Origin of the sequence: Brevundimonas sp., assembly GCF_016463295.1 — a bacterium.
Taxonomy (GTDB): Bacteria; Pseudomonadota; Alphaproteobacteria; order Caulobacterales; family Caulobacteraceae; genus Brevundimonas.
Window position 1 is genome coordinate 1 of sequence record NZ_JAEMRO010000005.1, and the last position, 20,030, is coordinate 20,030.

16 protein-coding genes, 1 pseudogene and 1 riboswitch are annotated in these 20,030 nt (G+C 68.4%); of the genes and pseudogenes, 11 read left to right on the forward strand and 6 right to left on the reverse strand.

The window, feature by feature from the left end; genetic code table 11:
- The 3 genes and pseudogenes from JHC81_RS02830 to JHC81_RS02840 form a co-directional block, all read left to right on the forward strand.
- Nucleotides 1-299: pseudogene (locus JHC81_RS02830) on the forward strand (rRNA methyltransferase); the annotation flags it as partial.
- 30 nt (nucleotides 300-329) lie between these two features.
- Complete coding sequence (locus tag JHC81_RS02835) at nucleotides 330-638, forward strand: PadR family transcriptional regulator (protein ID WP_292170384.1); 309 nt, start codon at nucleotides 330-332, stop codon at nucleotides 636-638.
- Between the two features lie 251 nt (nucleotides 639-889).
- A complete protein-coding gene (locus tag JHC81_RS02840; protein WP_292170387.1) occupies nucleotides 890-1,813 on the forward strand; it encodes a hypothetical protein in 924 nt (307 codons plus the stop codon).
- A 13-nt stretch (nucleotides 1,814-1,826) separates the two neighbouring features.
- On the opposite strand, the gene trpS is transcribed toward JHC81_RS02840, so the two are convergent.
- The 4 genes from trpS to mutS all read right to left on the reverse strand — a co-directional run bounded on the left by trpS (nucleotide 1,827) and on the right by mutS (nucleotide 10,057).
- On the reverse strand, nucleotides 1,827-2,882 hold the full coding sequence (trpS, locus tag JHC81_RS02845) for a tryptophan--tRNA ligase (RefSeq protein ID WP_292170389.1): 1,056 nt from the start codon (nucleotides 2,880-2,882) through the stop codon (nucleotides 1,827-1,829).
- A 45-nt stretch (nucleotides 2,883-2,927) separates the two neighbouring features.
- Nucleotides 2,928-4,505: a murein biosynthesis integral membrane protein MurJ gene (gene murJ, locus JHC81_RS02850; RefSeq protein WP_292170526.1), complete on the reverse strand. Its 1,578-nt coding sequence runs from the start codon at nucleotides 4,503-4,505 to the stop codon at nucleotides 2,928-2,930.
- A 177-nt stretch (nucleotides 4,506-4,682) separates the two neighbouring features.
- Entirely contained in the window at nucleotides 4,683-7,367 is a 2,685-nt protein-coding gene (gene glnD, locus JHC81_RS02855; RefSeq protein WP_292170391.1) for a [protein-PII] uridylyltransferase, read from the reverse strand.
- Nucleotides 7,364-10,057 carry a DNA mismatch repair protein MutS gene (mutS, locus tag JHC81_RS02860; RefSeq protein WP_292170392.1) on the reverse strand — a complete coding sequence of 898 codons (2,694 nt, stop codon included), beginning with the start codon at nucleotides 10,055-10,057 and terminating at the stop codon, nucleotides 7,364-7,366. Before mutS ends, glnD begins: the two co-directional genes overlap by 4 nt.
- 76 nt (nucleotides 10,058-10,133) lie before the next feature.
- On the opposite strand from mutS, the gene JHC81_RS02865 reads away from it, so the two are divergent.
- Both JHC81_RS02865 and JHC81_RS02870 read left to right on the forward strand, forming a co-directional pair.
- A complete protein-coding gene (locus JHC81_RS02865; protein WP_292170395.1) occupies nucleotides 10,134-10,655 on the forward strand; it encodes a hypothetical protein in 522 nt (173 codons plus the stop codon).
- Nucleotides 10,656-10,666: 11 nt separating this feature from the next.
- Nucleotides 10,667-10,876, forward strand: a riboswitch (cobalamin riboswitch).
- Nucleotides 10,877-11,044: 168 nt separating this feature from the next.
- Nucleotides 11,045-12,871: a TonB-dependent receptor gene (locus tag JHC81_RS02870; RefSeq protein WP_292170398.1), complete on the forward strand. Its 1,827-nt coding sequence runs from the start codon at nucleotides 11,045-11,047 to the stop codon at nucleotides 12,869-12,871.
- Here the strand turns inward: JHC81_RS02870 and JHC81_RS02875 are convergent.
- Both JHC81_RS02875 and recQ read right to left on the reverse strand, forming a co-directional pair.
- Complete coding sequence (locus JHC81_RS02875; RefSeq protein ID WP_292170401.1) at nucleotides 12,855-13,748, reverse strand: aldo/keto reductase; 894 nt, start codon at nucleotides 13,746-13,748, stop codon at nucleotides 12,855-12,857. The genes JHC81_RS02870 and JHC81_RS02875 overlap by 17 nt on opposite strands.
- Nucleotides 13,749-13,824: 76 nt before the next feature.
- Complete coding sequence (gene recQ / locus JHC81_RS02880) at nucleotides 13,825-15,696, reverse strand: DNA helicase RecQ (RefSeq protein WP_292170404.1); 1,872 nt, start codon at nucleotides 15,694-15,696, stop codon at nucleotides 13,825-13,827.
- 73 nt (nucleotides 15,697-15,769) lie between these two features.
- On the opposite strand from recQ, the gene JHC81_RS02885 reads away from it, so the two are divergent.
- The 6 genes from JHC81_RS02885 (at nucleotide 15,770) to JHC81_RS02910 (ending at nucleotide 20,030) form a co-directional block, all read left to right on the forward strand.
- Nucleotides 15,770-16,672, forward strand: a complete 903-nt coding sequence (locus tag JHC81_RS02885; RefSeq protein ID WP_292170406.1) for a class I SAM-dependent methyltransferase — start codon at nucleotides 15,770-15,772, stop codon at nucleotides 16,670-16,672.
- Nucleotides 16,673-16,776: 104 nt separating this feature from the next.
- Complete coding sequence (locus tag JHC81_RS02890; RefSeq protein WP_292170528.1) at nucleotides 16,777-17,442, forward strand: pseudouridine synthase; 666 nt, start codon at nucleotides 16,777-16,779, stop codon at nucleotides 17,440-17,442.
- A 52-nt stretch (nucleotides 17,443-17,494) separates the two neighbouring features.
- Complete coding sequence (locus tag JHC81_RS02895; protein ID WP_292170410.1) at nucleotides 17,495-18,709, forward strand: FAD-binding oxidoreductase; 1,215 nt, start codon at nucleotides 17,495-17,497, stop codon at nucleotides 18,707-18,709.
- Nucleotides 18,710-18,745: 36 nt separating this feature from the next.
- On the forward strand, nucleotides 18,746-18,994 hold the full coding sequence (locus JHC81_RS02900) for a type II toxin-antitoxin system prevent-host-death family antitoxin (RefSeq protein WP_292170414.1): 249 nt from the start codon (nucleotides 18,746-18,748) through the stop codon (nucleotides 18,992-18,994).
- Nucleotides 18,991-19,404 carry a type II toxin-antitoxin system VapC family toxin gene (locus tag JHC81_RS02905; protein WP_292170417.1) on the forward strand — a complete coding sequence of 138 codons (414 nt, stop codon included), beginning with the start codon at nucleotides 18,991-18,993 and terminating at the stop codon, nucleotides 19,402-19,404. The genes JHC81_RS02900 and JHC81_RS02905 overlap by 4 nt, the downstream gene beginning before the upstream one ends.
- Nucleotides 19,401-20,030 carry a phosphoribosylanthranilate isomerase gene (locus JHC81_RS02910; RefSeq protein WP_292170420.1) on the forward strand — a complete coding sequence of 210 codons (630 nt, stop codon included), beginning with the start codon at nucleotides 19,401-19,403 and terminating at the stop codon, nucleotides 20,028-20,030. The genes JHC81_RS02905 and JHC81_RS02910 overlap by 4 nt, the downstream gene beginning before the upstream one ends.

Consider the following 20,030-nt stretch of genomic DNA (forward strand, 5'->3'; position numbering starts at 1 on the left):
AACTGGCCGACGTCCAGCACCGCCTGCTGGATGCCGCCGCCGAACGGGTCAAGCCGGGCGGACGTCTGGTCTATTGCGTCTGTTCGCTGGAACGCGAGGAGGGCGAAACGCAAGTGATCGCCTTCCTGCGCCGCAACCCGGCCTTCCGCACGACGCCTGCCGTGCCCGCCGACATCGGCGCGCCCGAAGAGGCCCTGACCCCCGAAGGCTGGCTGCGCATCCTGCCGTCCATGTGGGCAGAGAAGGGCGGGCTGGACGGCTTCTTCGTCGCCCGGCTGGAGCGCATTCAAAAGTCTTGACGGATAAATCTACCTATGTAGATTTATCTCATGCCTCGCTCCCGCGCGCCATCTCCTGCCACCCGTCGTCTCCTTCAGGAGCTGGCCAGCCCGTGGGCCTGGCGTCACGGCTATGACCTGGCACGCGTCACCGGGCTGAAGTCCGGAACCCTCTATCCGCTGCTGATCCGATTGAATGCGGACGGCCTGCTGGAGGCGGAGTGGCGGGCATCGGATGAGCCAGGTCGCCCGCCTCGACACGTCTATCGACTGACCCAGAGCGGTCTGCAGTTCGCCCACGCCCTGGCCGAAGAGAGCCCGGATGCGGCAGTGTCTCCAACGCCGGAAAGCGTACGGTGACGCCCCCCCGGTGGCGGTCCATTGCCGGAGGTATCGCTCGTCTCGCTCTTCATCTCATGCCGCCCGGCCAGCGCGATTGGGCCGAGGCGATGGTGCACGAGACCGCGTCCATTGCTGAAGGACCCCGGGCGGTCGCGTTTGCGCTGGGCTGCGTCTGGACCGCCTTGTGTGCTGCGGTCAGGGACCGGGTCGCGTCCCTTATCCAGCGTGCCCGATCTCGCTCACCGTCCGGCAACCCAGGAGACGCCGATATGAACCCGCAATCCTTCGGCACTGCGTCGCGCGACCCGATCATCGGCATCGCCTGTGCGATCGCCGCCGTCGGTCTGGGCACCGTCTATATGACCCTGGGCGGCGCGCCGGACCGTCTGATCATCATCAATCTGGCCGCCCTGTTGATCGGGATAGGTCTTTGCCTATGGCTGTCTCAGTCACGGAGCCTGAAGGCAGAGCGGATCGCGCTGATCGCGCCGCTGCTGGGGACCAGCCTGCTGGCGACAGCGCTGCTGGGCCTTCAGGCCGACGGGTCATCCCGCTGGATCGGTGTCGGCGGACTGATCGTGCAGCCGAGTCTGCTGTTCGTGCCCCTTCTGGTCATGCTGCACGTCCGAAGTGGCAGCGGGTGGACGGCGGCGGGACTGGCGCTGTCAATCGCGGGCACGGCGGCCCAGCCCGATCGCGCCATGGCCGGGGTTCTGGTCGGATCGCTGGTCGTCCTTGCGCTGATGCGACGCGAGCGCCGCGACCTGTGGCTGGCCCTCGGCGCGCTCGTCGGCTTCGTGGTGACGGTCGTCCGTCCTGATCGAGGCGGCATCTCGCCCTTCGTCGACCAGATCCTGTTTTCGTCCTTCGAGGTGCACCCACTCGTCGGCACCGGCCTGGCGATAGGGGTTCTGCTGCTGGTCGCCCCGGCGGCGGCTCAGGCGATGCGAGCGGGCGACCGAACGACGGGCCTGGTTTTCGGATCCATCTGGTCGCTGGTGGTCATCGCCGCGATGATGGGCAACTATCCCACGCCGCTGGTGGGCTATGGCGGCAGCGCCATCATCGGCTATCTGCTGAGCGTCGTCTTCATGAGGCCGGCGGCACCAGTCCAAACGGGTCGGGCGGCATCGATCGGGACAGCCTCTAGCGATAGCGAGGCCGACGCCCCCAGGATGATGCCTGCCGCCTGAGCGACCGGCGGCCTCACCCCCGCCAGAATCCAACGATCTTCTTCACCTCATCCACCACCGGATCGGCGATGGCGGAGGCGCGTTCGGCACCGTCTTTCAGAATCCGATCGATCTCGGCGGGGTCGGCCATCAGGCGGCGCATTTCGGCGGTGACGGGAGCCATGGCCTCGACGGCCCGTTCGGCCAGGGCGGGCTTGAAGGCCCCGAAACCCTGACCGGCGTACCGGGCCAGAACCTGTTCGCGGGTCAGGTCGGCCAGGGCCGCATAGATGGTGACCAGGTTCTTCGCCTCGGGCCGGTCGTTCAGCCCCTCCAGGGTGTCCGGCAGGACATCGGCGTCGGAGCGGGCCTTGCGGATCTTGGCTACGATGGTGTCGGCGTCGTCGGTCAGGTTGATGCGCGACTGGTCTGACGGGTCGGACTTGCTCATCTTGGCCGAGCCGTCGCGCAGGGACATGACCCGCGGCGCAGGCCCTTGGGTCAGGGGTTCGGGCAAGGGGAAGAAGCCGGGCACGCCGAAGTCGTTGTTGAACTTCTGGGCGATGTCGCGGGTCAGTTCCAGATGCTGTTTCTGGTCCTCGCCAGTCGGCACCTCGGTGGCCTTGTACAGCAGGATGTCGGCCGCCTGGAGCACCGGGTAGGTGTAGAGGCCGACCGAGGACCGCTCCTTGTGCTTGCCCGACTTCTCCTTGAACTGGGTCATCCGGTCCAGCCAGCCGAGGCGGGCGACGCAGTTGAACACCCAGGCCAGGTCCGCATGGGCGCGCACGGCCGACTGCGGGAAGATGATCGAGCGAGCGGGATCGAGGCCGCTGGCCAGATAGGCGGCGGCGATCTCTCGCGTCTGGTCGGCCAGTTTGGCCGGTTCCTGCCAGACGGTGATCGCGTGCATATCGGCCACGAACAGGAAGCAGGGCGCGCCCTGATCCTGGAGCTCGGTGAACCGCTTCAACGCCCCCAGATAGTTGCCCAGATGCAGGGCACCGGAGGCCTGGATGCCGGACAGGATGCGGCGAGGGCCTTGATAGGCTGATGCGGTTGGAGCGGTGGTCGGGGCGGTGTCGGTCATGGCCTCGCGCTTATCGCCTCGTGCCATGGACGGCAAGGCAAAGACCTAGCGGCTTCGTCGCAGCAGACCGCGCACCTCGGCGACCGTGACGGCACGCGTGAGGAAGGCGAGGGCCAGATAGGTCAGACCGCCGACCGCCGTGACCAGCAGCAAGGCGACCTCCTTGGCTCCGACGCTCAGGTTCAACGCCGACAGGCCTTGCGCGACGGGCGCTTCGATCATCGGTCGCGCCGAGGTCGCCATGGCCACGACGACGGCCAGACCAGCAGCCGCCAGCCCGATCCGCACGAGCCGCGACAGGGCCTGCGCACTGGGCCGATAGAGACCCCGACGCCACAGGGTGCCGCCCAGCAGCAGCACATTGGCCCAGGCGGCGCCCGACACCGCCGCCGCGATCCCGGCGATGCCCCAGCCCAGCTGGAACAGGCCGATGGCCAGCACAGCATTCACCACGACCGAGACCAGGGCATATTTCATCGGCGTGCGCGTATCGCCCCGCGCGAAGAAGGCCGGGGCCAGGATGCGGATCAGCACGAAGGCCGGTACACCCCAGCCGAACTGGAACAGGGCATGCGCCGTGTTGATAGCGTCGACCTGCAGAAAGGCCCCGCGCGTGAACAGGGCATCGATCAGGAAATAGGGCATGGCCATAAGGGCCGCCGCCGCAGGTAACGTCAGCGCCATCGATAAGGTCAGGGCCTCGTCCATCGAGGCCTGCTGCTGGCCCAGATCCTGTGACGCCACGGCCCGGGACAGGCGCGGCAAAAGGGCGATGCCGATGGCCACCCCGACCAATCCCAGAGGCAGCTGATACAGGCGATCCGCCGTGGCCAGCCAGGTCCGACCGCCCGCGATGAAGCTGGACAGATTGCCCGAGATGAAGACGTTGATCTGGGTCGCGGAATTACCGATGGCGGCGGGCACGGCGGTGATGATGATGGCCTTCACCGGCGGGGTCAGGCGCGGCAGGCTCAGGCGGATGTCGGCCCCGGCCTTGCGCGCCGCCCACCAGCAGACGCCGGCCTGCGAAATCCCGGCGGCCAGCACGGCCCAGGAGGCGGCATAGGCGGCCCCGATCTGGTCGCCCTGGGCCGGAATGACGGCGGCCAGCATGATCAGGTTCAGCAGGATCGGATAGGCCCCCGAGACGATGAACCGGCCCCGCGCGTTCAGCACGCCGGACAACAAGGCTGCGATGGCCATGCAAGGCAGATAGGGCATGGTGATCTGGGTCAGGATCACCGCCAGCTTGAACCGGGCCGGATCGTCGAGAAAGCCGACGTTGATGACGGTCATCAGCCACGGCATCGTCAGCTGGGCGACGACGGTCAGGATGACGGTGGCGAAGGCGACGGCGGCCAGGGCATCGGTGGCCACCTTGTCGGCGACGGCCTCGCCCTCGGTCTCCAGAGTCTTGGCATAGGCGGGCACGAAGGCGGCGGCGAAAGCCCCCTCGGCGAAGATGCGCCGGAACAGGTTGGGGAAGTTCAGGGCGGTGTTGTAGGCATCGGCCGCCGGTCCCGCCGAGGCCCCCAGCGCCGCCGAGATGACCACGTCGCGTGCGAAACCGGCGAACCGGCTGACCAGGGTCAGGCCGCTGAAGATGGCCGACGACCGCATCATGCCGCCGCCCTTGCCGGACGTCGGCCCCGAGGCGGGCGGTTGGACCAACGGCTCCGTCGTGGCCGAGGCCGTGGGCACGGCAGCGGCGGGCTCGATCGGCTCGGAGGCGTTGCTGGAAGCCGTCGGCTTGTCGGTCGGGGTCAAGGCCATGGTCCGGTGGAGGATATCAGGCGCGGTTTAGACCGCTTCCGGCGGGCGCGATACGGGCATTGATTTGCGCTCTCGCCCCAGATCGGAGACGTCGCGCACGCTGGCGCGGACGGGGGCGGACTGGCGTGGGCCCGGCTCGGCCTGTCGATCCAGTACGAGCTCGAGATCGCGCCGCAGGGCATCCAGCGCCTTGCCGGGCTTTGGCGTCCGGCCCTTCGCGTCCGTGACGTAGAAACTGTCCACCGCCCGCTCGCCGAAACCGGCGATATGAGCCGAGCGGATCGACAGGCGATGGTCGGCCAAGGTGCGGGCCAGATCGGCCAGCAGGCCGGGGCGGTCGGCCCCGGACACCTCTACCACCGCTGCGCCCGGCGTCTGGTCCAGATCGATGATGACGGTGGGGCGCACGTCGAAGGCGGCCCGGCGAGGGTTGGGTGCGGAAGTGGGCAGGTTTGCGGCACGGCTCTTGCCCCGCGCGGCGGCTTCCAGGGTTGCGATCAGCCGCGTGAGACGACGCGGCTCGGCCTGGCCATAGGGGGCACCTGCCCCGTCCTGAAGCTCGAACACGTCCAGCGCCATACCGTCCGCAGCGGTGGCCACCCGGGCCCCGACGACGTCCGCCCCCGCCTCGGCCAGGGCCCGCGCCAGATCGACGAACAGGCCGGGCCGGTCGCGCGCGGCCACCGCCACCCGCGTCGCGGCGCTGGCGGTTTCGGAATCGGTCGTCGTCAGCACCTGCGCCGATGCGCCCTTGTCCAGGGCCTCGGCCACCAGCTCGGGATGGTCATCCAGAGGCTCGGCCCCCGTCACCGTCTCTCCCCGGAACACTGCCTCCGTCCGCTGATAAAGGTCGCGGATCAGCTGGCCCTTCCAGCCGTTCCAGACGCCCGGTCCGACGGCGCGGATGTCGGCCACGGTCAGCACCAGCAGTGTCCGCAGCCGTTCCGGATCGCCGACCAGATCGGCAAAGGCCCGCACCGTCGCCGGGTCCGAGACGTCGCGTTTCTGGGCATAATCACTGAGAGCCAGATGGTTCAGGACCAGCCAGACCACGAACTCGGTCCGGCGCGGGTCCAGCCCCAGCCGGTAGCAGGCCCGGCGCGCGGCGATGGCTCCGTCCTCCAGCTGGCCCCTATCGCCGCCCTTACCCACGTCATGCAGCAACATGGCCAGCATCAGGGCCTCGAAGTCGTCGATGCGGTGGACGATCTCGGTCGCGGTCGGATGGTCGGCCTTCAGCTTGCCACGCCAGATGTCGTTGATGATGCCGATGGCCTGGAGCGTGTGCTCGTCGACCGTATAGGCGTGGTACATGTTGAACTGGGTCTGACCGACGATCCGCCCCCATTCCGGCAGGAACCGGCCCAGCAGGCCCGTCTCGTTCATCAGGGTCAGGACGCGATATGGCCTTTGACCCTGCGCCAGGATGTCGAGGAAGGCCCGCGTCGCCTCCGGGTCCCGTCGCAGCGACGGGGTGACCAGCGACAGGGAGCGCGTCACCGCGGAAAAGGCATCGGGGTGCAGGTCCAGATCATGCTGGTCCGCCACCCGGAACAGATAGAGCAGCTTCTCCGGGGTCTGGGCGAAGACGTCCGCCCCCGTGACCGACAGCCGGCCCGCATCCTCGATGAAACCCTCCACGCCCAGCTTTCGCCTGCGGCCGGGGATCAGGCGCGACAGGCTCATCGTCCGCTTCTGGTGCCGGGCCTCCAGCTTGGCCGACATGGCCCGGGTCAGAGCCCCGACATCGCGCGCGACCAGAAAGTAGCGCCGCATGAACCGCTCCACCGCCGGCTCGTCCCCCCGCCCGTGCCAGCCCATGCGGCGAGCGATCTCGGGCTGGAGGTCGAAGGTCAGCTTCTCTTCGGCCCGTCCCGCCACCCGGTGCAGATGCGCCCGCGTGCGCCACAGGAAGTCGAACGCCTCCTCGAACGTCCGCCGCTCTCGCGCCGTCAGCAGGTCATCGAGAACGCGCGCGCCCAGCGGGCTTTCAGGAGCCAGCGAACGGGCGATCCAGAACAGGGTGTTGAGGTCGCGCAGGCCGCCCTTGCCGTCCTTGACGTTCGGCTCGACGCGATAGCGGACGGCACCGGTCTTCTGGTGGCGGACGTCGCGCTCCTCCAGCTTGGCGGCGATGAAGGCACGAGGGTCGGCCTTTTCGACCAGAGCCCGGAATTTCTGCTCGAACTCCTCGGCCAGGGCCACATCCCCGGCCAGATAGCGCGCTTCCAGCAGGGTGGTGCGGATGGTCATGTCGGTCCTTGCCAAGGCCAGGCATTCATCCAACGACCGCGCGGACTGACCCACCTTCAACCCCAGATCCCACAGGACATGGAGCATGAACTCGATCACCTGCTCGGTGCGCGGACTGGACTTCCAGGGCCGCAGGAACAGCAGGTCCAGGTCCGAATAGGGGGCCAGAACGCCGCGTCCGTAGCCCCCGACCGTGATCAGGCTCAGACGTTCGGCCGCCGTCGGATTGTGCGCGGGATAGAGGGTCTCCGTCGTCACCCGCCACAGCGCCGTCAGCAGGTCGTCAGCGGCGGCGCAATACAGCCGGGCCACTTCGACGCCTTCGCCGCCTGCTTCCAGACGCCGTCCTGCGCGAGCACGCGCGGCCTCCCAGGTTTCTCGCAGGATGGCAGCGACGGCGGTCGGGCCACTTGAAGAAGCGGCCGCCTCGACAAGTCGCGCATCGAGGGCGTCTATCACCGGCCCGCCAGACCCTTCAGCCGGTACAGGGCCTCCAGCGCCTCACGCGGCGACAGCTCATCCGGCTCGATCCCCTTCAGCGCGTCCTCGACGACGGAGGGGGGCGGCGGGGCAGGCGGCTCGGCGATAGCGAACAAGGGCAGGTCGGACAGATTGCTGACCGCGGCCTTCTCGCCCTCCAGCCGATCCAGCACTTCGCGGGCGCGGCTGACCACGGCAGTCGGCACACCGGCCAGCCGGGCGACCTGCACACCATAGGAGCGGTCGGCGGCCCCTGGCGCGGCCTCGTGCAGGAAGACCAGTTCGCCGTTCCACTCCCGCGCCTTCATGGACAGGTTGCAGACATGGGCCAGCCGCGTCTCCAGCCCAGCCAGCTCGTGATAGTGGGTGGCGAACAGAGTGCGGGCCCGGTTGCGGTCATGCAGGGCCTCGGCCACGGCCCAGGCGATGGCCAGGCCGTCATAGGTGGCGGTGCCGCGCCCGATCTCGTCCAGCACGACGAAGCTGGCGTCCGTCGCCTGGGTCAGGATGGCGGCGGTCTCTACCATCTCCATCATGAAGGTCGAGCGACCACGCGCCAAGTCGTCGCCGGCTCCCACGCGGCTGAATAGCCGATCAACGACGCCCAGCCGCATGGCGCGGGCGGGCACGAAGACCCCGGCTTGAGCCAGCACGACCAGCAGAGCGTTCTGGCGCAGGAAGGTCGATTTACCCGCCATATTGGGCCCGGTGACGATCGACAGGCGGGCGCAGGCGCTACCGGAGCCATCCAGTCGGCAGTCGTTGGGCGTGTAAGGTTCGCCTGACTTCTTGACCGCCGCCTCGACCACCGGATGGCGACCCGCGGTGACTTCGAAACAGGTGGTGTCGTCCACAACGGGTCGGACCGCCCCCACCTCCTCGGACCATTCGGAAAGGGCGGCATGGGCGTCCAGTTCGGCCAGGGCCTCGGCCACGTCCTGAAGCGGCAGGGCGAGCGCCTGGACCGTGCGCCGCCAGCCCTCGAAGGTCTCGCCCTCGATGGCCAGGGCGCGGTGACCGGCCTGGCTTATCTTCGCATCCAGTTCGGACAGTTCGACGGTGGTGAACCGCACCTGATTGGCCAAGGTCTGGCGGTGGATGAAGGGGCTGGCCTCCGAGGGGCGCAGCAGTGGCTCGGCCGCCTTGGCTGAGGTCTCCAGGAAATAGCCCAGCACGGCATTGTGCCTGATCTTGAAGGGCACGCCGCTGTCGGCGACGGCCCTGGCTTCCAGATCGGCGACGACGCGGCGGCTGTCGTCGCGCAGGGTGCGGGCCGCCTCCAGTTCCGGGCGATAGCCGGGTGCCACGAAGCCGCCGTCGCGGGCCAGATGCGGCGGCTCGGCGACCAGACCCTCGGTCAGGTCGATCTGCAGCCGCGCCAGGTCTGGCGACAGGCTGAGCCGGTCCAGACAGGCGGCGATGCGGGCGGGCGCGCCGGTCAGGGGATCGCGCTCGGGCGGAAAGAGGCCCGCGATCCGTTCGGCAGTGGCCAGGGCCGTGCGCACGGCGGCCAGGTCGCGCGGCCCGCCCCGCCCCAGCACCAGCCGCGAGGTCGCGCGCGCCACATCGGCCGAGGCGCGCAATGTGTCGCGCAGATCGCGCCGCAGGTCTCGGCGCTCCAGCAGCCATTCGACCGCATCCAGGCCGTGATTGATGGCGACGGGATCGCGCAGGGGCCGGGCGATCCGCTCGGCCAGGGCCCGCGCGCCGCCGGACGTTACCGTCCGGTCGATACAGGCCAGCAGCGACCCCTCACGCTCGCCGCGCTGGGTGCGGTCGATCTCCAGGCTCTGGCGTGTGGCCGGATCGATGGCCAGAAAGCCGGTCTCGCCCGAGCGGCGCGGCGGGGTCAGGGCCGGGATGCGGCCGGCCTGCGTCGTGTCCAGATAGGCGGCGATCAGGCCCAAGGCCGAGACCTCCGCCTCCTCGAACGCGCCGAACCCGTCCAGCGAGGCGACGCCATACAGCCGCTCGATCCGCACCCGCGCCCCGACGGGTTCGGCCAGGGCCTGGGGTAGGGCCTGCACCACCCCGCCCGAGCCGTTCAGCGCATCCTTGGTGGCCTCGTCCGAAAACAGGCGGTCCGGCACAAGCACCTCGGAGGGCCGGAATGACGCCAGGGTCGCACCCAGATCCTCCAGCGCACAGGCGACGGCATCGACGGTCCCGGCCGACAGCTCGACCACCGCCACAGCCGCCCGGCCCTTGCGCACCGCCACCGCCGCCAGCCGGTTGGCCCCGCGGGCGTCCAGCAGACTGTCCTCGGTCAGGGTGCCGGGCGTCACCACCCGCACGATGTCGCGGTGGACCACGGCCTTGGAGCCGCGTTTGCGGGCCTCGGACGGCGCCTCCATCTGTTCGCAGATGGCGGCCTTGAACCCCTGGCGGATCAGCCGTGCCAGATAGCCGTCCAGCGCATGCACCGGCACCCCGGCCATGGGAATGTCCTCGCCCTGGTGCTTCCCCCGCTTGGTCAGGGTGATGCCGAGCGCCGCCGAAGCGATCTCCGCATCCTTGAAAAACAGCTCGTAGAAGTCGCCCATGCGGAAGAAGACGATGGCATCCGGCTGGCTGGCCTTGGCCGCCAGAAACTGGGCCATGACCGGCGTCGTTCCCTCAGCAGAGGGTACGGGATCGACTTTCGGCGGATGGACGAGGGGAGCGTTCATGGGAGCGCCACAGGGTGGCGGATTGTGCGGATCGCCTCAAGCTGGAAAGGTGACCTGATCCATCATGGAGGCCAGGATGGGCAGCTTCGAATCCATGCTCAGCGGCGGTCACCCCAATTCCTTGGGGCGCACCGTCGAGGTCGTCGATTTGGTGCTGGCCGACAGAGAGCGGTTGGGCGAGCTGTTCGCCTGCTACGGTAGCGCCGACCCGGTGGTCCGCCTGCGGGTCTCGAATGCCATGAAGCGGATCGAGGCCGAGCGCCACGACTGGCTGGTGCCGCTGATCGACCCCCTGATCGACGATGTGGGACGGCTGGATCAGGATTCGGCGCGATGGACCCTGGCGCAGCTTTTCCAGCGCCTGGCCGACGACATGAGCGAGGATCAGAGGGCGAGGGCCAGGAGGCTGCTGAAGTCCAACCTGGCGTCCGCAACGGACTGGATCGTCCTGATCTGCACGCTGGAGACCTTGGCCGAATGGGCGAGGACCGACCCCGAGCTCGATCGCTGGCTCGTCCCGCATATCGCGCGGTTGATGGCCGATCCGCGCAAGTCCGTCGCCCGGCGCGCGGCCAAGGTGCAGGCGCGGCGCGGCTGACCCTCTTGCGCAACACGTGTTGCACTGCGACAAACACGACAGGCGGTTAAGGGAACGCGGTCAGATACCGCGGCTGTGCCCGCAACTGTAGGCGGGGAGGTCCGTCGTTCGATCCGGGCGCAATCCCGGCACCACTGGGCGTCGTCAAGACAACTGGGAAGGTGTGGACATGGACCGCCGATCCGCAAGCCAGGAGACCTGGCCGCCCCCCGTCGCTCGTCCGCTGTCCGGGACCAGACAGAGGCGTGGGGCCTGCCCCCTGCTGACACCGGCAGGGATGTTCCGTCGAAGCGACCCGATCTCTGCGCCGTTCCGGACCTGTCCGGAGCGGGTTGGTCGCTTTCATCGTCCCGTCGCGCGCGACGCCGGGGCCATACGGAGCCGCTCACATGAAGCGTCATCTCTTCCTCTCGACCGCCCTGGCGGCGGTCGGTTTCGCCGCGCCTGCCTGGTCTCAGGATGTTCCTGAACTCCAAGAGGTGGTCGTCACGGCCACCCGCATCCCCGCCATCGTCGCCGAGACGCCCGGGGCGCGCGTCATCGACCGCGCGACCATCGAACAGCGCGGCGCGGTCTTTGCCGCCGATATCCTGGCCGACGTGCCCGGCCTGTCGGTCGTTCGCAGCGGAGCCTTCGGCGGCGTAGCCCAGGTCCGCATGCGCGGGGCCGTGCCGGGCAAGACCTTGGTCCTGGTCGATGGCGTGCCGGTCAACGACCCCGCCGAAATCGCCGGGGCCTATGACTTTTCCGGCTTCGAGCTGGGCGACATCGACCGTATCGAGGTGCTGTCGGGACCGCAGTCGTCGCTGTGGGGGTCCGACGCCATCGGCGGGGTGATTGCCTTCACCACCCAGGAGGTGGACGGGATGCGTGCCGAGGCAGAGGCGGGGTCGTTCGGCACCCTGCGCGGGCGACTGGCGGCAGGCATGGCCAATGAGACCTATGCCTTCGGGGCCTGGGTCTCGCGCTTCGACACGGACGGGATCAGTGCCGCGGACGAGGCCGACGGCAACCCCGAGGCCGACGGGTTCGAGAACACCACCGTCGGGGCCAAGGGCCGCTATGCCTTTACCGATACCGTCTCAATCGACGGGGCGGCGCGCTGGTCGAACAGCCAAGCCGATTTGGACGGCTTTCCTGCCCCGAGCTTCGCCCTGGCCGACACGCTGGACACCACCGAGAGCGAGCAATGGTCCGGCTTTGGACGCGTGCGTCTGAAGGCCCTGGGCCTGGACCACCAGTTCAGCGTCTCGGCCTCCGACATCGTGCGCGACACCATCTCCGACTTCCCCTCGCGCTTCGAGGCGGATCGCCAGGTCTATCGCTGGCAGGCGGATGGCCAATCTGGTGACACCCTGAACTATGCGTTCGGCGTGGAGCGCGAGGAGACGTCAGGCAGTCTATCCAGCGGGTTGGAAGACGATCTGGGCACCACCTCGATCTTCGGCGTCGCCCGCTATGACGCGACCGAGCGGCTGAACCTGTCCGGGGCCCTGCGCTGGGACGACACTGACGACTTCGGCTCGGAGACGACGGGGCGGGTCTCGGCGGCCTACAGGCTGGACGGCGGTTTCATCGTCTCGGGCGCTTACGGCACCGGCTTCAAGGCTCCGTCGGTCAGCCAGGCGGTGTGCGATTTCTGCTTTGCACCCCTGCCCTATCCCGAACTGGTTCCGGAGACGGCCGACAGCTTCGAACTGACTGTGGGATGGGCGTCGTCCGATGGCCGTATCGAGGGCCGGGCCACCGTCTATCGCCTGAACGTCGAGAACCAGATCAGCTATGTCGCGGGCCGCTACATCAATGTGGCCGAGACGCGGTCCGATGGCGTGGAGCTGGAGGGACGCGCCCTGCTGGGCGGCGGTTTCAACCTGACGCTCGCCTATGCCTGGACCGATGCCGAGGATCGCACGACCGGTGCCCGCTTGCTGCGCGTACCGGAACACGCGGGCTCGGCCACCCTGGGCTGGACTGGCGAGCGGCTGTCGGGGGCTTTGACCGTCAGGGCTGAAGGCGATCAGGACGACTCGGGCGGATTCGCCACGGCCACTCGCGAGGGCTTCGTCACGGCCAATCTGAATGCGGCCTATGCCCTGACGGATGCGGTGACGCTGACCGCGCGGATCGAGAACCTGGCGGACGAGCGATATCAGCAGGTGCTGGGTTATGGCGAGCCGGGGCGCTCCGGCTACGTCGGGATCAGGCTGCGCTACTGATCCGGGCGGCGGAGCCGGTGGCGATGGTCGCCGGCTCCAGCTGCAGCGCTTCCCAGTCCAGGCCCGGCGCGGGCGCATGGGCGGCGGCGATGGTGGCACGCAGTTCGGCGGCCGAGGCCACGCTGGCGACCACGGCGGACACTTCCGGCAATCCAAGGGCATAGGCCAGGGTCGCCTGCATGGGATCGACCCGTGTTTCGGCCAGGCGGCGGCGGATGCGCGACAGGGCATGGCTGTGCCGCGCCATGTCCGGCGGCAAGGCCTCGCCGCTCACGAAAAGCAGGCCGTCCGCAAACACCGACGAGGCATGGATATCGACGCCGAGCGCCGCCAGTTCGCTCAGCACGCCGGTGCGATGCGCGCGCTGGTCCAGCATATTGACGGGCAGTTGCACGATGTCGGGCTGGAACCGCCGGGCCAGCAGGGCCGGGCCGTCCTCGACGGTGGCGCAGAAGCCGATCCGCTTGAACAGGCCGCGATCCTTCAGCGCCGAGAGACGGTCCCACAGGGCGCGACCCTCGGCCCCGGCCAGGTCGGCGGCGCTGGAAATCAGCAGGGCGTCGCCGCGCGGCAGACCCAGTCGCTCCAGCGAGCGACGCGCCCGCGCCTCGATCCGGTCCACGCCGTCGGAAATGGGCATGGTGCGGACCGTGACTTGAAACGGCGAGGGGAACGGCCAGGCCTGACCCAGCCAGCGTTCGCCGTCACCGTCGGGGCGGGTGGCGACCTTGGTGATCTTCGCATCGGCAGCGGTCTGAAGCAGGAACCGCAGGGCGTCCTCGCGCGCACCCGACGGCGGAACTTGCGCGCGCTCGGGCTGATGCACGACGGCGATCGCCAGTTTGTCGATCGGAGAGGGCGCACAATTCAGGATCACCCGGCGACCCTGCACCCAAAAGTTTAAGGCGAGATTGGCAAAGCCTTGCCTTATGGTTACCGACCGAACGCGGGTCTCAGGCCCCGACCTGACTCAAGGTATCCAGTACGGCCTTGCCATACCGGTCCAATTTGGTCTGACCGACCCCGGCGATATGGCCCAGAGTGTTAAGATCGCCCGGCTCGGCCAAGGCGATTTCCAGCAAGGTCTTGTCCTGGAAGATGACATAGGGCGGCACCCGCTGTTCGGCGGCGCGGTCGCGGCGCCAGGCGCGCAGGGCCTCGAACCGAGCGCGGACATCGGCCTCCATCGTCTCCAACGCGGCGTTACGGCCCGTGCGGGTGCGCTCGCGCGGGGACGATGAGGCGCGGGCCGGGGCATTGCGGACCTCCACGACCCGCTCGCCACGATAGACGGCGCGCACGGCCTCAGGCTCACCCAGCCGGATCAGCGGCTTGCCATCGTTGGGGTCCTCGACCAGCAGGCCGTCGAACATCAGGTGATCGACCACGTCGCGCCAGGTGTGACTGGCGGCGTCCGCCCCGATGCCCCAGGTCGACAGCGCCGTCTCCCAGCCCTGCACATCCCGCGTCTTGCCCAGCAGATGGTCGACGACTCGGGTCTTGCCGAACCGCTCGCCCAGCCGCTGGACCGCCGCCAGGGCTTTTTGGGCCAGCACCGTCGCATCGAAGACGGCGGGCGGATCGAGACACAGGTCGCAGACGCCGCAAATCTGGGCATCGGTCTCGCCAAAATAACGCCGCACCGCCTGGGGTCGGCAGGTGGCTCCGTCCAGCATGGCATAGAGGCGGCGGGCCTTCGACACCTGGACCGCCTTGACCTCCTCGGCCATCGGGCGACCGTCCAGCCGCTTCAGCGTCCAGGCGATGTCGGAGGGACCATACAGGGTGATGCCTTCGGCCGGTTCGCCGTCGCGGCCCGCGCGCCCGATCTCCTGCCAATAGGCCTCCAGTGACCCGGGCGGATCGGCGTGGATGACGAAGCGGACGTCCGCCTTGTCCACCCCCATGCCGAAGGCGATGGTGGCGACCATGACCGCCCCGTCCTCGGCCAGGAAACGCGCCAGTAGGCGGTCGCGCTGCCGCGCATCCATGCCCGCATGATAGGCGATGGCATTGACGCCGGCGTCGCGCAGGGCCCCGGCCACGCGCTCGCAGCCGTCGCGACTGCCGCAATAGACGACGCCCGACTTCCCCCGCCTCTGGCGGACCAGCTCGATCACATGGGCATCGGCCTTGGCGCGCGAGCCGTTCTCCTTGCGCTCGGCGGACAGTTGCAGGTTCGGGCGGGCGAAGCTGTCGACCAGAACCCGGGCCCCGTCCAGGCGCAGGGAGGCGACGATGTCTTCGCGCGTCCTGGCATCGGCGGTGGCCGTCACGGCAATGCGCGGCACACACGGGAACAGCTCCGCCAACCGCCCCAGACCGCGATAGTCGGGTCGGAAATCATGTCCCCATTGCGAGACACAGTGGGCCTCGTCGATGGCTATGAGGGACAGTGGCAGGTCGCGCAGCCGATCGATCAGATGCGGCTGGGCCAATCCCTCGGGTGAGACATAGAGCAGGTCCAGCTGACCCGCCCGCGCTTGCCGCCAGATTTCGGACCGGTCGTCCATCGAGACGCCGGAGTCCAGTCGCGCCGCCGCCACCCCCTGCTGTTTCAGCGCCTCGACCTGATCGGTCATCAGGGCGATCAGCGGCGAGACAACCAGACCCAGGCCGGGCCGCAGAATGGCCGGTATCTGATAACAGACCGACTTGCCTCCGCCGGTCGGCAGGACGGCCAGCACGTTTCGGCCCGCCAGAATCTCGGCGACCACCTGTGACTGCAGCCCCCGAAAATCGGCATGCCCCCAAACCCGCTCCAGGGTTTCGCGGGCGTCGTCCAGGGTCGGCGAGGGGGCGTTACGGACTGAGTCGGCCAGCATCGGGGCCTTGTGCCGGATTTGTTCCGGGGTCGCCAGCTTCGCCTGAGCGCAGAAAGGGGATAAGAGCCGCGCGATGACAACGACGCTCCTTTATGGCCGCCCGCCCGCCGTCTTCGATCCGCCCGGCGATGCGACCCAGGTCTCGCCCCTGATCCCCGGTTCGGCCTCGCTGGAGGACGCCGCGCCCGGCTCGGTCGACGACATCATGATCTATGCCCCGCCCGGCGTGCTGGAGCGGCGCTACACCCTGGGCCTGGCATTACGGGCACTGAAGCCCGGTGGACGGCTGGATGTCATGGCACCCAAGGACAAGGGCGGCTCGCGCCTGAAGAAGGAGCTGGAGGCGCTGGGTGTCACCGTCGGCGAGACGGCCAAGGCCCACCATCGGCGCTGCGTCGTCACCGCGCCCGAGACGGCGACGGGTCTGGACGCGGCCATCGCGGCCGGGGCCCCGCGTCTGGTCGAGGGGCTGGACGCCTGGTCCCAGCCCGGGGTCTTTGCCTGGGACCGGATCGATGCCGGATCGCTGCTGTTGGCCCAGCACCTGCCGCCCATGAAGGGCCGCGGGGCGGACCTGGGCTGCGGCTATGGGGCGCTGAGCACCGTCGTTCTGAAGTCGCCCACCGTGACGGCCCTGCACATGGTCGATCTGGACCGGCGCGCGGTCGAGGCGGCCCGGCGCAATGTCGAGGATGCCCGCGTCACAATCGACTGGGGCGATGTTCGCTCGCTGGACGCCGCGGGCGATCTGGACTTCGTGGTCATGAACCCGCCCTTCCATGACGGTGGAAGCGAGGACAGACGCCTGGGTCAGGCCTTCATCCGCAAGGCGGCCGAAATGCTGGGCAAGGGCAGCGTCCTGTGGTGCGTCGCCAACCGGCACCTGCCCTATGAGGCCGAGCTCAACGCCGCCTTCAAGCGCGTGCGCATGGTCGCCGATGCGGGCGGCTACAAGCTGTTCGAGGCGGTGAAGTGACCCTGCCCTCAACTAGCCCGACGGGCGATAGGGCACCCAAAAAAGTCCCCACAAGCCGAGTGGACAAGCTTTTGGGCTCCCTCGGCTATGGGTCCCGCACCGAGATGGCGCGGCTGGGTCGGGCGGGCGGCATCGTGCTGGACGGGGTTGAACTGACCGATGTGGCCAGGCGCATTCCCGTCACACCCGACCTGCCGAGCCGGATGCAGGTGGACGGCCGACCGCTGGACCCGCCCGCCGGCCTGGTCATGATGCTGCACAAGCCCCTGGGCATGACCTGTTCGCGCAAGGAGGACGGGGCGCTGGTCTATGATGTCCTGCCCGATCGCTGGCGCAGGCGCGACCCGGCCATTTCGACCATAGGCCGGCTGGACAAGCAGACGACAGGTCTGCTGCTGCTAACCGACGACGGCGACCTGCTGCATCGGGTGATTTCGCCCAGACGCCATGTGGCCAAGGTTTACCGCGCCACCCTGGCCCGACCGCTGGTCGGCACCGAACAGGCGGTATTCGAGGCGGGCGGTCTGGTGCTGGAGGGCGAGGACAAGCCCCTGTCGCCCGCCGTTCTGGAGGTGCTGTCGCCGACCGAGGCGCGACTGACCGTGACGGAGGGGCGCTATCATATGGTGCGGCGGATGTTCGCGGCGGTCGGCAATCATGTCGAGGCCCTGCACCGCGAGCGGATCGGGGGTCTGAGCCTGCCGGGCGATCTGGAGCCCGGTCAGTGGCGGCTGATGACGCCGGACGAGATTGCGCTGATCTTCGCCTGACGGAACCGCAAGGCTTGTCGCCGCTTTAGCCTGCGCCCTGGAGACGACGGACATGAGCGGCGCGACACACAAGCGGGATTTGCGAACCAGCCGACCGCTCTGGGCGGACAGCCCGGGCCTGGGCGTCCCTGTGCATCCCCTGAAGGCGGCTATCTCTGTCGATGTCGCCATCGTGGGGGCCGGCATCACCGGGGCCTTCATGGCGCGCGAACTGAGCCGCGATCATTCCGTCGCCGTGCTGGATCGCCGCCCCCCGCTGACAGGGTCGACCCTGGCCTCGACCGCCATGCTGCAGTGGGAGATCGACCTTCCGCTGACCGCCCTGACCGACAAGATCGGGGCGGAGCAGGCGCGTCGCGCCTATCTGCGGTCCTTCGACGCGGTCCAGGCCCTGAAGCGGATCGTGGCGGAGGAGCGGATCGTCTGCGGCCTGAAGGAACAGTCGTCGCTGTATCTGGCCGGCGACACCTATGGGCACCGCGCGCTGGAAGCCGAGGCCGAGGCCCGCGCCGCCATCGGCTTGGACAGCAGCTACGTCGGGCCCGCCGAACTGCGCGACAGGTTCGGCATCGATCGCACCGGGGCCATCTTCAACACGGGCTCGGCCAGCGCCGATCCTGGCCGACTGGCTGCCGGTCTGTTGCGACGGGCCCAAGCGAACGGGACCAAGGTCTATTCCCCTGTCGAGGTCATGAAGGCGGTCAGCGATCCGGACGGGGTTACCCTGCTGACCGACGCCGGCCATGCGGTGCGGACGAAACATCTGATCTTCTGCTGCGGCTATGAGTTCCCCGAGGGTGTGCCGACGCCGGGCGCGAAGATCATTTCCTCCTGGGCCCTGGCCTCGAAGCCGCGCGCGACCTGCCCCCGGTGGCTTAAGGACACCCTCGTCTGGGAAGGGTCCGACCCCTATCTCTATTTCCGCATGGGGGGTGACGGTCGGCTGATCGTCGGCGGCGAGGACGAGGAATCGCCCGACGCCCATGAGGACCTGGCCAAGCTGAAGCGCAAGCGCGACACCATTGCCGCCAAGCTCAAAGGCTTGCTCCCCGATCTGGAGTTCGAAGTGGATTACAGCTGGGCCGCCGCCTTCGGCGAAAGCAGCGACAGCCTGCCGTCTATCGCCCCCGTTCCCGACATGGCCCACAGCTGGGCCGTCATGGGCCTGGGCGGTAACGGCATCACCTATTCGGTGATCGCCAGCCAGGTCGTCGCGGCGGCGATCCGTGGGAAGACCGATCCGGATGCGGACCTGTACAGGCCGTGACTCGACCATGGCCATCCAGATGGCTATATTGCACCCATGACCCACTACTCCGTCGCGGAAGCCAAGAATAATCTGCCCAAGCTGCTGGACCGCATGCTGGCGGGCGAAGATGTGGTCATCACCCGTCGCGGAAAAGCAATCGCTCGGCTGGAGCCGGAGTCCAGGCCGGAAACCGGCTTCAAACTCGATCTGGAGTGGCTTGACGCCAATCGGGTCGAACCTGCATCCGGTCCTGTCGATACGGCTGCGCATGTTGCCGAGATGCGGCGCGGATATCGGTATTGAGGACCTATCTGGATACCAGTGTGGTCGTCTCCTTTTTCATCAGCGACGCGCATGCCACGGTCACCCGGACATGGGCGGCAACCGCGCCCGCCGTCGCGCTGAGCGACTGGACACTGACAGAATTCACATCGGCCCTGTCGCACCTCGTTCGCGCCAGAATACTGAGCGAGCGCGAGCGCAACATCGCCGAGATGGCGTTCGACCGATGGGCCCAGGGAGGGACCGTTCTGGAAGTTCACCGCGAGCGATTTCATGAAGCCCGGATGCTGATGCGGAGACATCCGCGTCTTCGCGCACCTGACGCCCTTCATCTGGCCATTGCGCGGCAGGCAGGACTGGCTGTGGCGACGCTCGATCACGATATGCGGGAAGCGGCGATGATCGAAGGCATGGACACGATCGACCTATGACCAGCGTCAAGATCTGCGGGCTCACGACGCCTGATACTCTGGATGCCGCGCTGGACCATGGCGCAGCGTTCGTGGGAGCGGTGGTGTTTCCGAAAAGTCCGCGCCACATCGCCCCCTTGCATGCCGCGACGCTGTTCGAGCGGGCACGAGGGCGGGCCAAGATCGTGGCCGTCACCGTCAATGCGGATGACGCTCTGCTGACCGAGATCGCCCTGATCCTGAAGCCGGACCTGATCCAGCTCCACGGCTCTGAAACGCCTGAGCGGGCGAAGCAGGTGCGCCGTCTGACCGGCGCCGGGATCATCAAGGCCCTGCCGGTTTCGACGCCTGAGGATCTCCAGGCCGCCGATAGTTGGGACACCGTCGCCGACCATCTGATGTTTGACGCGCGACCGCCCGAGGGCTCGGACCTGCCCGGCGGCATGGGCGCACGGTTCGACTGGGCCATGATGCAGGGCCGCACCTATCGCCGTCCCTGGTTCCTCGCCGGTGGGCTGAATCCCGAGAATGCGGCCCAGGCTGCGGCGATCAGCGGCGCACCGCTGCTGGACGTGTCCTCTGGCGTCGAAAGCGCGCCCGGTGTTAAGGACGCAGCCCGGATCGCGGCGTTCCTTCAGGCTGTGTGA